General features: G+C 68.5%; 13 protein-coding genes. 5 read left to right on the top strand and 8 right to left on the bottom strand.

The annotated features are described in order from the left end of the window. Positions 1–10 precede the first annotated feature (10 nt). Positions 11–1,009 carry a zinc-binding dehydrogenase gene (locus tag NJ1_RS10505; protein ID WP_067691599.1) on the bottom strand — a complete coding sequence of 333 codons (999 nt, stop codon included), beginning with the start codon at positions 1,007–1,009 and terminating at the stop codon, positions 11–13. 368 nt (positions 1,010–1,377) lie between these two features. Here NJ1_RS10505 and NJ1_RS10500 point away from each other — a divergent pair, with 368 nt between their 5' ends. Continuing rightward, positions 1,378–1,629, top strand: coding sequence for a hypothetical protein (locus NJ1_RS10500; protein ID WP_084477989.1), 252 nt, complete (start codon positions 1,378–1,380; stop codon positions 1,627–1,629). A 67-nt stretch (positions 1,630–1,696) separates the two neighbouring features. Here NJ1_RS10500 and NJ1_RS10495 read toward each other — a convergent pair whose 3' ends face one another. The 7 genes from NJ1_RS10495 to NJ1_RS10465 all read right to left on the bottom strand — a co-directional run bounded on the left by NJ1_RS10495 (position 1,697) and on the right by NJ1_RS10465 (position 8,634). Then, positions 1,697–2,428 carry an anti-sigma factor gene (locus NJ1_RS10495; RefSeq protein ID WP_067691073.1) on the bottom strand — a complete coding sequence of 244 codons (732 nt, stop codon included), beginning with the start codon at positions 2,426–2,428 and terminating at the stop codon, positions 1,697–1,699. Then, a complete protein-coding gene (gene sigK / locus NJ1_RS10490; RefSeq protein WP_067691070.1) occupies positions 2,421–3,083 on the bottom strand; it encodes an ECF RNA polymerase sigma factor SigK in 663 nt (220 codons plus the stop codon). The genes NJ1_RS10495 and sigK (NJ1_RS10490) overlap by 8 nt, the downstream gene beginning before the upstream one ends. 125 nt (positions 3,084–3,208) lie before the next feature. After that, positions 3,209–4,006 (bottom strand): DUF1295 domain-containing protein, encoded by a 798-nt coding sequence (locus tag NJ1_RS10485; RefSeq protein ID WP_067691067.1) that lies wholly within the window; start codon positions 4,004–4,006, stop codon positions 3,209–3,211. Then, positions 4,003–5,286, bottom strand: a complete 1,284-nt coding sequence (locus tag NJ1_RS10480; protein ID WP_067691064.1) for an SAM-dependent methyltransferase — start codon at positions 5,284–5,286, stop codon at positions 4,003–4,005. Before NJ1_RS10480 ends, NJ1_RS10485 begins: the two co-directional genes overlap by 4 nt. After that, entirely contained in the window at positions 5,283–6,557 is a 1,275-nt protein-coding gene (locus NJ1_RS10475; protein WP_169813126.1) for a class I SAM-dependent methyltransferase, read from the bottom strand. The genes NJ1_RS10480 and NJ1_RS10475 overlap by 4 nt, the downstream gene beginning before the upstream one ends. Then, positions 6,554–7,297 (bottom strand): DUF1365 domain-containing protein, encoded by a 744-nt coding sequence (locus NJ1_RS10470; RefSeq protein ID WP_067691058.1) that lies wholly within the window; start codon positions 7,295–7,297, stop codon positions 6,554–6,556. The genes NJ1_RS10475 and NJ1_RS10470 overlap by 4 nt, the downstream gene beginning before the upstream one ends. Then, positions 7,294–8,634: an NAD(P)/FAD-dependent oxidoreductase gene (locus NJ1_RS10465; protein WP_067691055.1), complete on the bottom strand. Its 1,341-nt coding sequence runs from the start codon at positions 8,632–8,634 to the stop codon at positions 7,294–7,296. The genes NJ1_RS10470 and NJ1_RS10465 overlap by 4 nt, the downstream gene beginning before the upstream one ends. Before the next feature lie 346 nt (positions 8,635–8,980). Here NJ1_RS10465 and NJ1_RS10460 point away from each other — a divergent pair, with 346 nt between their 5' ends. The 4 genes from NJ1_RS10460 (at position 8,981) to NJ1_RS10445 (ending at position 12,742) form a co-directional block, all read left to right on the top strand. Then, positions 8,981–9,622: a fasciclin domain-containing protein gene (locus NJ1_RS10460; protein WP_067691052.1), complete on the top strand. Its 642-nt coding sequence runs from the start codon at positions 8,981–8,983 to the stop codon at positions 9,620–9,622. Positions 9,623–9,743: 121 nt separating this feature from the next. Then, on the top strand, positions 9,744–10,409 hold the full coding sequence (sigK, locus tag NJ1_RS10455; RefSeq protein WP_245717321.1) for an ECF RNA polymerase sigma factor SigK: 666 nt from the start codon (positions 9,744–9,746) through the stop codon (positions 10,407–10,409). Beyond that, positions 10,406–11,158, top strand: a complete 753-nt coding sequence (locus NJ1_RS10450) for an anti-sigma factor (protein ID WP_067691038.1) — start codon at positions 10,406–10,408, stop codon at positions 11,156–11,158. The genes sigK (NJ1_RS10455) and NJ1_RS10450 overlap by 4 nt, the downstream gene beginning before the upstream one ends. Before the next feature lie 87 nt (positions 11,159–11,245). Next, on the top strand, positions 11,246–12,742 hold the full coding sequence (locus NJ1_RS10445; RefSeq protein WP_084477964.1) for a molybdopterin-dependent oxidoreductase: 1,497 nt from the start codon (positions 11,246–11,248) through the stop codon (positions 12,740–12,742). Positions 12,743–12,873: the final 131 nt, after the last annotated feature.

Raw genomic sequence — 12,873 nt, 5'->3', positions numbered from 1 at the left:
CCGGCACTCCTCACGGCACCAGCGCGAGTTTGCCGACGGTGGCGCGGGATTCGAGTTCCCCGAGAGCCTTCGGGCCCGCATCGAGGTCGTAGTGGGTCGGTCGTCCCGGCGGGAGCACTCCGGCCGTGACGAGTGCCGACAATTCGCCCATCACCTCCCCGAAGATCCCCGGCGCTGTGCGGATCAGCACTCCGAGATTGAGTCCGATGAGCTGAATCTGATTCTTGTAGACCAATTCCCAGTTGCTGATCGACGCCTCTCCGCCGGCGAGTCCCAGGACGATCACCCGGCCCGTGACCCGTTTCGCCGCAGCCATACCGGCGTCGAAACTCGGACCTCCCGCCGACTCCAGCACCACATCCGCACCGGCTCCGCCGGTCAACCTCAGCACCTGAGCCGCGAGATCACCGCCGCGTGAATCGAGCACATGATCGGCGCCGAGTGCCCGGACCGTCTCGTGCTTCTCCGGTGAGGCCGTGCCGATGACGGTCGCGCCGTAGTGCTTGGCCATTCGCACGGCCGCCTGTCCGGTTCCGCCCGCGGCGGCGTGAATCAGCACCGTCTGCCCGGCGGTGACCCCGCCCAGCGGTCGTAGCGCGGCGAGCGCGGCAGGCCAGTTCACCGCCGCCCCCAGTACCTGCTGCTCGGTCCACCCGGACGGCACCGGCATCGCCGCGGCCCCGGGCACGACCATGTACTCGGCGAAGGCGCCGTCCCCGACCCCCGTGACGCGCGCTCCCAGCAGCTCCGCGCCTACTCCGGATCCGAGCGCGACAATCTCCCCGGCTCCTTCGAACCCGGCGACGAACGGTGGGCGCGGCCCACCCGCGAAGGTGCCGTACGCGCGGGAGATATCGCCGAAGTTGACTCCGGCCGCCCGGACCCGCATCAGCACCTCACCGGCGCCGGGGCTCGGCACCGGCACGTCGTCCCGCAGTCGCATGTCCCGTGGGCCATCGAACGACCCCTGCACCAGTGCCCGCATCGTGGCGGGGATTTTCGCGCCCATTCGATTCTCCTCGGCAGTCATGACGTGGGTCCGTCGTAGAACGAACCCCTCGCTCATGTAGACCGGATCGGCCGCGCAAAGGAATCGCACCCGGATGACGGCCGCGATCGGGCGGACGATCGTTCGCGACCGGACGTGTCAGGTCCGCGCCACCGACTCCGGATCCCACCGTGCGTTCGCGGCGCACGATCCGTCCGGGCGAAATGCCCTGGCTCGCAACGGTTGCGCGCGCAGCGGCGGCCGTGTGCCGCGGTGCTCTGGCTATGATCCGGAATTCTGTGGTTCGCGCAGACCGGTCGACCGGGTTTCCGGGGGCGCGGCGTGGGTAGGTCCCCATGGCAATGAATAGTGAAGGCGGAGTTGAGATCATGGGTAGAAGCCGGGGCGGCAGGAGAACTCGCGGCGGGAGCCGGACCGAGTTCGGGGGGATCCTGGTGTTGGTGGTGTTGATCTGGATCATCGTCGGGGCGGTGGCGGCCGGGCAGCGGCACTACTTCGACAGTGGGCCGATGAACTGCGCGAGTTCGGGGACCGTGGCGGCCACTGTGTTCGCCGGGCCGCTCAATTACACCGGGATGAATCCGCGGATCGAGAGTTGCGCCGCGGGAGTGGCGCGGTAGGGGAGCGCTGAGGTGGAACGAGCCGTCCGCGTGGGTCTTTCACGCGAACGGCTCGGTCACACAACGATCATGAAAACGGCACTGCGACAATCGGAGTGGTGGTGGGCTGAGGCGAGCCGCCCGCCGGTTCGATGGACAGGGCTACCGCGCGCGCGTCGCTGAGGCTCATGACGAGAGGGTCGCGATCGGTGGGCAGTGATCCCAGGACGCCCGCCGAGCGCGGGTCACCGACCTCGGGCAGCAGCCACATCTGGAAGGTGCGGCCCTCCGGCAGAGCGCTCACACCCTGGAAGGAGACCGCGGCGGAGTTCAGATCCCTGGACGTGTTCACGGTGACGGTGCCGCCGCCGGTGACCAGACCGGTGGTGGCCCGGGTGTCGGAGTGATCGATCACCTGCTGTGCGGTGATCGCTCCGGAGTCGTCGGGCTGGATGCGATTCACCGCCACCGCCGCGCCGACCCCGATGACCACGACGGCCGCCGCGGCGACCGCGAGCCAGCGCAGCCCCGGAATCCGCCGGGCCCGTGCCGCGGCGAAACTCGAGGTGCCGAGTTGCTCGTCCAGCGCCCGCTGGATGTTCGCCTCCAGATCGGGCGGCGCGGGCAGGGCGTCCACGAGGGTCATGCTCGCCAGCGTCTCGCGAATATCGCGGACGGTGGCGCGGAACGCGACCGCGGTGCCCTCGTCCGCGTGCTCCAGCAGGTGTTCCACCGCGCGCTGGTCCTCATCGGACAGCGCGTCGAGCGCGTACGGGTACGCCAGGTCCGGCAGGTCGTCGTGCGAGTGGATGTCAGGCATCGGCCACCGCTCCCGTCAGACAGTTCTGCAGACGCTTGAGGCCGTCGCGGATCCGAGTCTTGACTGTGGACAGGGGTATGCCCAGATGCGTGGCCACCTCGGAGTACGTGCGCCCGCCGTAATAGGCCAGGGCGACCGTCTCGCGCTGGGTGGTGGTCAGGGTGCCGAGGCAGTCGACGACCGCCTGCTCCTCCGAACGCTGGCCCACGGTCTCGGCGACGATATCGTGATCGCGGCCCAATTGGCGCTGCCCGAAGGCGAGATCGCGTGTGGTGGAAGAGGATTCGACTCGCACCCGGTCGACGGCGCGTCGGTGGGTGATCATCATCAGCCAGCCGATCGGGCTGGCGAGTTGCGCGTCGTACTGCACCGCCGTGTTCCACACATACAGATAGACCTCCTGGGTGATCTCCTCGGCGGCATTGTGCCGTCGCAGGATACGCAGGGCCAATCCGAATACCCGGTCGTGGGTGGAGCGGTAGAACTCGGTGAAGGAATCGCGGTCGCCGGCGGCGATCGAGCTCAGCAGTTCGGCGAGCCGGCGGGTCTGCTCGGGGTCGGGTCCGGGGCGGTTCACCGGACATGCCGGGTCCGGCTCGGGGGTCCGCGCACCTGATTCGGTGCCGACCGAGTGGAATCGCTGTTCGTCCGCCATCGCGGTATGTCTCCGTTGGTTGGGGTAGCTCGCAGGTGACTCGAGTGCTGACCGAGACATTAGTGGTGTGCCGGGAGTCGTGCGTACCACTTCGGCGCGATGCGGGGCGGGGGAAGGGTTTCGCATCACGGGGTCCGGCGCGGTGGGCTGGGGAAGAAATACGACGTGCGCTGCTGATATTCGCGGTAGCCGGGGCGTTCGCCCATGACCCGTTCCAGCAACCGCGCTCCGGTGCCCTGAATGAGCACGTACGCCATCAACAGCGGGGAGATGACGGTCAGTACGCCCGGCCAGGCGCTGGCGGCGATCAGCCAGATGCCCCACCACACGCAGAAGTCCCCGAAATAGTTCGGATGCCGCGTCCAGGCCCACAGCCCGCGATCCATGATCGTCCCGCGATTGGCCGGATCCGCGCGGAACCGGCGCAACTGCAGGTCACCGACCGCTTCGAAGATCACCCCGACCAGCCACACCAGTACGCCCGCGGTCAGCGCGTAGCGGCCGGGGCTGGTGGTCGGCCCGGCGATGGCCGAGACCTGGATGGGCAGCGAGATCACCCACTGCGCCGCGCCCTGGGTCAGGAAGATTCGGCGCAACGCCACCCCGGGCGTGTTCCCGTGCCGCTCCAGCAGCTCGGTGTAGCGCGGATCCTCGCCGTGCCCGGCGGACTTCTGGTGCATGTGCACGCTCAGCCGCACCGCCCACACCGAGACCACCGCCAGCAGCAGCAGGCGGCGATCCAGCGCGCCGCCACCGAAGACCGCTCCGACCAGTGCCACGACCGCGAAGCCGAGTCCCCAGGTGACATCGACGATGTTGTAGCGGCCGATCCGCCGCGCGATCGCGAAGGTGGCCAGCTGCAGCACGCCCAGTGCCAGCAGGCTCAGCACCGCGATCGCGAGAAAACCCCAGTAGCCGTTCACGATACGAGCTCCTGCACGCGCGGGGGTAGCTGGGCCGAGACCGACGCGGACGGGCGGCGAAGCAGAATCTGGTCCACTCCCATGCGCCCCTGCTCGAATGCGAGCGCACCACCGGCCAGATACAACCGCCAGGTCCGCGCCCCCTCGATCCCGAGCAGCGCGACCACCTCGTCCCATCGCTCGTCGAGCCGCCGCAACCAGGCGTGGGCGGTCCAGACATAGTGCTCGCGCAACGCCTGCACCCCGCGCACCTCGAGCCCGGCGCTTTCGAAGTACTCGACGGTGTCACCGACCGGACGCATCGCCATATCGGGTGCGATGAAGGATTCGATGAACGGTCCTCCGCCGGGATGCTTTCCGCGCCTCGACATCTGCTGCACCAGCACCGGGGCTCCGGGTGCCGCGGCGTCGTACAGTGCCCGGGCGTAGCGGCCGTAATTGCGCTCGCCCACATGCTCGCCCATCTCCAGGGAGGCGACGGCGTCGAAATCGTGGTCGGTGAGTTCGCGATAGTCCTGCAGGCGGATTCGCACCCGGTCACCCAGACCGCGTTCGGCGATGCGGGCGTCGATGAAGGTCTTCTGCTCCCGCGCGATGGTGATGCCCACCACCTCGACCCCGTAGTGCTCGGCGGCGTGCAGGCTCAGCGATCCCCATCCGCAGCCGACGTCGAACAGGCGCATTCCCGGTGCGAGAGAGAGCTTTTGGCAGACCAGATCGAGCTTGTCGGCCTGCGCCTCGGCGATGCCGTAGCCCGGATCCGGCGGTGTGCCGGGTACATCGCGGGTGAAGTAGGCGCACGAGTAGGCCATGGCCGGGTCCAGCAGCAGCGAGTAGAACTCGTTGGAGGTGTCGTAGTGATGGTGGATGGCGGCCCGATCGCGCTCGCGCTCGTTGCGCCGTCCGCGCAGTTTCGCCTGGGTGCTCGGCGCGGGCAGTGGTGCCCCGAGGGCGCCGAGGCGGGCCGCGGCGACGGCGAGACGGCCCAGATCGCGGGCGCGCACCCCCGCGATGCCGCGCTCGGCGACCACCTTCCAGACGGTGCTCAGCGCCACGCCGAGATCGCCGTCGATATCGATCTCACCGGTGACGTAGGCCTGTGCGGCGCCGAGTTCGCTGGGATGCCACAGGATTCGGCGCAGCGCACGCGGACTCCGCAGCAGCACCAGGGGTGCGTCGGGCGGCCCCGCGGCACTCCCGTCCCAGGCGACGAGCCGGACCGGCAGGGGGCCTCGCAGCAGAGGTGTCAGGGCGGATTCGAGGCGGGCGGCGACGGTCACGACTGCTCCTTCGGCCGGTCCAGGACGATGTGCTGGACGTCGAGATAGCCGGAGCGGAATCCGGCCTCGCTGTAGGCGAGATAGAACTGCCACATGCGCCGGAAGCGCGAGTCGAAGCCGATGTCCGCGACCTCGGCGGCGCGGCCGTCGAAGCGCTCGCGCCACAGCCGCAGCGTCTCGGCGTAGTGCTGCCCGAAACCGTGCACCTCGCGCACCCGCAGTTCGGTGTGGCGGGCGGCGGTGGTCTCGATGACCCGGGTCGAGGGCAGGAAGCCGCCGGGGAAGATGTACTTCTGGATCCAGGTGTAGGTGTTGCGGGTGGCGCGCATCCGATCGTGCGGCATCGTGATGGCCTGCAGCGCGACGCGTCCGCCGGGCGCGAGCAAGCGGTCCAGGCATTCGAAATAGGTGGGCCAGTACCGGTATCCGACCGCCTCGATCATCTCGACCGAGACGATGGCGTCGTAGCTGCCGCGAATATCGCGATAGTCGAGCAGATCGATGGACACCGAATCGGCGTACCCCGCCGAGGCCACCCGCAACCGCGCGAGCGACTGCTGTCTGCTCGAGAGCGTCACCGAGTGCACGATCGCTCCGCGCGCGGCGGCGCGCACGCACAGTTCGCCCCAGCCCGTCCCGATCTCGAGCAGCCGGGTCCCCGCCCGCACGCCCGCGGCGTCCAGCAGCCGATCGATCTTGCGGCACTGCGCGTCCGAGAGCTGTTCCCACGCAACGGGTCCCGCTTCCATCTCGGCATCCCGGAAGAGCGCGGAGGAGTAGGTCATGGTCTCGTCGAGGAAGAGGTGGAACAGCTCGTTCGACAGGTCGTAGTGCCGCTCGATATTGGTGCGGGCGTTGATCTCGGTGCCGACCTCCTCATCGGGTGGCGGAGCGAGCAGCGCGGCGCGCAGGCGTTGCAGTGGACGGGGAACGAGACCGGCCAGGTCGGTGGCGAGCACCGTGAGCACGGCGGCGGGATCGGGCGCGGTCCAGTCTCCGGCGGTGTAGGACTCGCCGAAACCGATCAGGCCCTGGCTCCCGATCCGGGCGAAGAACGACCGAGGATCGCGAATGATCATGCGCGGCAGTGGATCCGTGTCGGCGTGCGCCCCCAGCACGGTTCCGTCCGGGAACTCCACCCGCAGCGGCAACCGGGTCACCGCCCGCCGGAACAGCGTGGCCGCACCGCCGGCCAACAGGCGTGCGCGCGGCCCCGTCGGCGCGGGCGGCTGCAGGTCGTCGGTGGTGGTGTCCAGGAAAGTCTGAGTCACAGTGCTGTCCTTCGTGGGGAGTGCGCGACGCTCGGTCGCGGTGAGATCGGAAGTCCGCGTGCCCACAGGGCGAGGCCGTGCCGGCGGATGCGTGCCGCGATCAGCCAGGGTGAGAAGGGTGTGCGCAGCTGGGCGCGCAGTACCGTGCGCGCGGTGACCGGCACCCGGTGTCCGGAGACGGAGGCGGTGAAGGGCGCGGTGTGATCGCGCAGCAGCACGATCCGGATGGCCAGTGCGTCGTCCGGTTCGGGGACGCGCAGCACATAGTGTCCGTCCACCGCGTTGAAGGGGGAGACGTACAGCCGCTTGTCGGCGGTCACGCGCCCGAGATCGTCGGGGAACAGGACGTAGGAATGCCTGTCGCCGTAGGTGTTGTGCACCTCGGCGATCACACAGCGCAGCCGATCCCGGTCGTCGTGACACCAGAACAGGGTCAGCGGGTCGAAGACGTAGCCGAGCATGCGCGCGTTCATCAGGGTCGTGATCCGCCCGCCCACGCAGTCCACGTCGTGCTGTGCCAGCAGATCGTCCAGTCGCGCGCGCAGATCCGCGCCCGGCCCGTGCAGGTGGTCGCGCGCCCGGAAATAGGCCAGCGGGCGCAGCGGGAGCGGGAGCCGGGGCGGGTGTTCGACGTCGAAATACCAGCTGTACCCGCGGTATTCGAACTCGTGCCGCACCGGTTCCTTGCGGGCGTGCCGGATTCGAGTGAGGTAGAGCACGGGCTCGGCGACGGTGTTCATCGCGCACCCATCGGCACGGCGTCGGCGATCTCGGCGGGCGCCGGCCAGTGGCCACCGATCCGCTCCGCTGCGCGCAACCCCGACAGCGCGCCGTCCTCGTGGAATCCCCATCCGTGATACGCGCCGGCGAACGCGACCCGGTCGGTGTCCAGCTCGGGCAGACGGCGCTGTGCGGCAACGGATTCGGGTGTGTAGATCGGATGCTCGTAGGTCATCTCGGCGATCACGTGCGCGGGATCGATCAGGTGCTCGCCGCCGAGGGTGAGCAGGAAGCGGCGATCCTGGATGTGGTCCAAGCCCATCAGCCGGGTGAGGTCGTAGGTGACGACCACCTCGGAGGAACTCGTGGAATCGGGCGGCACCAGGTAGTTCCAGGACGCCCGGGCGCCGGGGGTCGCGGGCAGCAGCGACTCATCGGTGTGCAGCCGGGCGTGATTCACCGAATAGGGCATTGCGGAGAGCACTTGCAGGGTCCGGGGGTCGGGCTCGGCCAGCAGACTCAGCGCCTGATGCGGATGCGCCGCGATCACCACGGCGTCGAACCGCCGGAGGCCGGACCCGTCGGTGACCACGACTCCGTCCTCGCGTTCGTCGATCGCGAGAACCTGTGTGCTGGTGCGGATCTCGTCCAGCGTCGCGGCGATCTTCTCCACGTACCGTGCCGAACCGCCGACGACGGTGCGCCAGGCGGGGGAGCCGTACACCGTCAGCATCCCGTGGTGCTGCAAGAACTGGAACAGATAGTGGGCCGGATACCGCCCGGCGATCCGGGGATCACACGACCAGACCGCGGCGACCAGCGGTGTCATGAAGTATCGAATGAAGAACTCGCCGAACCGATTCCGGCTGAGGAACTCCTCGAGTGTCAGGTCGCAGTCGCCGGTGCGCAGCAGTTCGCGCGCGGCGCGATGAAATCGCGGCACATCGGCGAGCATGCGCAGATAGCGCGGCTTCGCCAGCATGCGCGCGGCGGGGAACAGCCCGCCGATGCCCTTCGCGCCCGCGTACTCCAGGCCGATCTCGTCCGCGCGCACCGACATCGACATATCGGTCGCCCGTGTGGCGACTCCGAGTTCCTCGAACAGCCGCAGCAGGGTCGGATAGGTCCGGTCGTTGTGCACCAGGAACGCGGTGTCCACCCAGACTCGCCTGCCGGGCGCGAACTCGACCTCGTGCGTGTGGGCGTGACCACCGAGCCGCGAATCCCGCTCGTACAGCGTCACCCGATCGTGCTTGGCCAGGACGTATGCCGCCGTGAGTCCGGCCACCCCGCTGCCGATCACCGCGATGTCGCGGCGACTGCCGGGGCTGGATTCGGCATCTCGAACTGATCTCATACCTCGATTTCGACATGCTCCCCGGATCGGTTTGGCGGTGGCGGAAGTTTTCTCGCGCGAACCTGTCCGTCACCGGCGGCCGAAGAATTTTCGGGCCGGACCAAACCGGTCGCCGAACCTGGGCGAACCCCTTGTGGTGCTCAACGGTTCTCTCGAGCACCGGGGCCTGAGCTGCCCCGCCCGAAGGAGGTCACCGGTCGAACCCACTCGACCCTCGGCCGGTGACCCGCGCGGCGAATTCCGCCGCCGGAGACCAATCCGAGCAACGGGCTCGGGCGAAACCCATTCCGCAGAAACCATTCGCGGCCCTCGACGGGACCGCGCATCACAGAGGAATCAGACAATCATGAAGCTGATGCAGCGCTCTCTCGTCGTGGCGATCGCCGTGGCCGCCGTCGCGGCCGGAGCGACCGCCTGTTCCGACGACAAGTCCGACACCACCGTGTCCACCTCGTCCTCGTCCGCCGCGGGCGCCACGACCAGCGCGTCGGCCGCCGCCGCGCTGGTCGGACCGGGCTGCAAGGACTACGCCCAGCAGGTGCCGACCGGCGCCGGTTCGGTCAGCGGCATGGCACAGGACCCGGTCGCCACGGCGGCCTCGCACAACCCACTGCTGACCACGCTGGTCGCGGCGGTCTCGGGCCAGCTGAACCCGCAGGTCAACCTCGTCGACACCCTGAACGGCGGCCAGTTCACGGTCTTCGCTCCGGTCGACACCGCCTTCGCCAAGATCCCGGCGGCGACCATCGATTCGCTCAAGACCGATTCCGCGACGCTCAACAAGATCCTGACCTACCACGTGGTGCCCGGTCAGATCGCTCCGGACAAGATCGCCGGATCGCACAAGACCGTCGAGGGCGCGGACGTGACCGTCACCGGCTCCGGCGACAACCTGAAGGTCGGCGACGCCTCGGTCATCTGTGGCGGCGTGAAGACCGCGAACGCGACGGTCTACATGATCGACTCCGTTCTGATGCCGCCGGCCTGAGTCGTCGGGTCTGCTGATGGTTGCCCACGTCCCCCGCACCGTCGGGAAGCGAGCGGCTCATGCCGATCCCGCGAATCTTTTTCATAGCCGCAATGTTTGGAGGAATCCCCAAGGTGCGAGCGTGACGGAAGAAGAGAATTCGACGGTCATTCCGCTGTTCGGCGAGCTCGGCGAACAGGATTCGGCGCTCACCGCCTCCTGTTCGGTCGAGCGGCCGGGGCGTGATATCGAGCTGACCCGGCGGCTGGCCGCCTTGGTCTCGGCGGTGGGTACGGGCGACCAGCAGGCGTTCACCGATTTCTATCGGCTGACCAGCCATCGGGTCTTCGGGCTCGCGGTGCGCATGCTCCGCAATCGGTCCACGGCCGAGGAAGTCACGCAGGAGGTGTACCTGCAGGCGTGGACCCTGGCTGATCGGTACGACGAGCGAATGTCCAGTCCGATGGGTTGGCTGTTGATGCTGACCCATCGGCGGGCGGTCGATCGCATTCGCGCCGAGAGCGCCGCCGTGGGCCGCGACACCGTCTACGGCCAGCTGCATCTGGCCCGGGACCACGATGTGGTGCTCGAGCAGGTCCAGCAGAATTTCGAAGAACGTGCGGTGACGGAATGCCTGGGCAGGTTGACCCCGCTGCAACGCGACACCATCGTCCTGGCGTACTACGGCGGACTCACCTACTCGGAGGTCGCCGAGAAATTGGGCACGCCGGTGCCCACCGTCAAATCCCGTATCCGCGATGGGCTCAAGCGCCTAGCGGCATGCCTGACAGGGAGTGATTTGCTATGAGTACCGCCGAGCAGCCGGATGTGGATCTGCTCGAACTCGCCTACCCGTACGCGATGGACGCGGTCACCGAGCGCGAGCGGGTCGATATCGAGCGCCTTCGGGCGGGGGCGGATCGCCTGACCGCAGCCCAGTTCGATCACATGGTCGCCGAAATCCACGACACCCTGGCCGGATTGACCGTGGTCGACGCCTCGCCGGCGCCTCCGGAGCTGGAGGACCGGCTGCTTCGGGCACTGGATCGGCTGATCGACGCCGCGTGCGGCCGAGGGGTGCATCATCGCCCTGCGCGGCGCCGGTTTCTGGGTTCGATGACGCAGCTCGAGCGCCTCACAGCGGCCGCGGCCGTGGTGATCGCGGTCGGGGCCGGGACGGTCGGGATCGCCAACCGATACGCCGATCATGCTCCCGCGCAGGCTATTTCGGCATCGATCATCGACGAACAGCCCGACGTGCTGACCAGGAACATCGCCATGGCGGGCGGCGAGGTGCAGGTGCGCTCCTCGGCGGCGCTGTCGCTGGCCGCCATCAGTTTTCAGGGCACCGCCGCACCGGGCGAGGGCTTGGCGTACCAAGTGTGGCTGGTGCCGCTGGGTGAGTCGCCACGCTCGGCGGCGATTCTGGACACCCTGCCCGACCATGCGGTGGTGGCCGGATTCCGTTCGGTGGACACGCTCGCCGTCACCATCGAACCGGCGGGCGGCTCACCATTGCCGACGACCACGCCGATCGCATCGCTCAATCTCGGCTGAGAGGTTTCGATGACGTCCCCGAGCAGTACTCTCGCTGAGCCCCGGCATAATTCGGGCCCCCGTCGGCTCGGCTGGTGGTCGGCCGCGATGGCGGGAATTCTCGCCGCCGCGACCGTGCTCGGGGTCGGACATCTGGTCGCGGCGTTCATCGATCCCGCCGCGTCGCCGTTCTACGTGCTGGGTGCGACGATGGTCGATCACACGCCGCACGAATTGAAGGACGCCGCGATTCGCCGGTTCGGCAGTCATGACAAGCAGGCGCTGTTCGCCTCGATGTCGGTCGTGATGCTGCTCGGCGCGGCGGTGGCGGGAGTGCTGGAGCGCCGCCGATCCTTCTGGGGCTGTGCGTTATTGGTGATCCTGGGTGGTGTGACAGTGGTCGCGGCGATGCAGAGGCCTACTGCGACGGTGCTTTTCGTGATTCCCGCCTGCGCGGGTGTGGTCGCCGGGGTGTCTGCCCTGCGACTGCTGATCGGAGGTTCGATTCCGGGGCGCCCGCCGGTCCAGGAGGGGATGTCGCGGCGGCGCTTCCTGATCGCCGCGGCGAGCGTGGGTGTGGTGGCCGCCGGCGCCGCCGCGGCCGGACAGTGGGTGAGTGCGCGATTGCGTGACGTGAGCGCGGACCGTGCGCGATTCCTGCTGCCCCGCCCGCGTTCGGCTGCCCCGGCGGTGCCGGCGGAGGTGCAGGTGCCGGTCGAGGGCATCACCTCCTTCCTCACTCCGTCCGATCGCTTCTACCGAGTCGACACCGCGCTGCAACTTCCCGCGCTCACCAGCGACGACTGGCGGCTGCGCATTCACGGAATGGTCGATCACGCCGTCGAATTCGATTTCGACAGGCTGCGCATGCGCACACCGGTCGAACGGATCATCACCCTGACCTGTGTCTCGAACGAGGTCGGCGGCGACCTGGCCGGAACCGCGCGCTGGCTCGGGTATCCGCTCGCGGAGCTGCTCGCCGAGGCCGGGGTGCGGCCCGACGCCGATATGATCCTCTCCCGCAGTATCGACGGATTCACCGCCAGTACACCGCTTTCCGCGGTGATGGACGGACGCGACGCGCTGCTGGCCGTGGGAATGAACGGGGAACCCCTGCCCATCGCGCACGGGTATCCCGCGCGCATGATCGTTCCGGGCCTGTACGGCTATGTCTCGGCCACCAAATGGGTCGTCGAGCTCGAGGTGACGCGCTTCGATCGCGCCAGTGCCTACTGGACGGATCGGGGGTGGGCAGACCGCGCCCCGATCAAAACCGCTTCGCGCATAGACGTTCCCGCCGCTTTCGCCACCGTGCCGGCCGGGCCGGTGGTGGTGGCCGGAGTGGCCTGGGCTCAGCGACGCGGCCTCGACCGCGTCGAGGTGCAGGTGGACGATCAGCCGTGGCAGCCCGCCACTCTCGCCGGTGAATACTCCACCGATACCTGGCGGCAGTGGACCTGGACATGGAATGCCGAGCCGGGCACGCACACCGTGCGCGTGCGCGCGACCGACCGTGACGGTCGGCCCCAGCGTGAGGAACGCACACCGCCGTTCCCCGACGGATCGACCGGCTGGCACAACCGGGTCGTCACCGTTCGTCCATAATTCTCTCCGCAGCAGCCGCGCACGCCGTCCCTTCGCAGGTACGGCGTGTGTTTTGCGTATCTCACGTGGCTAGCCGGAAATGTCTGAATATCAACTGATTTCGTATTTGGACCAATCCGGTCGACCGGTCT

The sequence above is a fragment of the Nocardia jejuensis NBRC 103114 genome (assembly GCF_001613145.1).
Classification (GTDB): Bacteria; Actinomycetota; Actinomycetes; order Mycobacteriales; family Mycobacteriaceae; genus Nocardia; species Nocardia jejuensis.
Note: the sequence above shows the minus strand (reverse complement) of the source record. Positions and strands in the feature narration are given on the sequence as shown.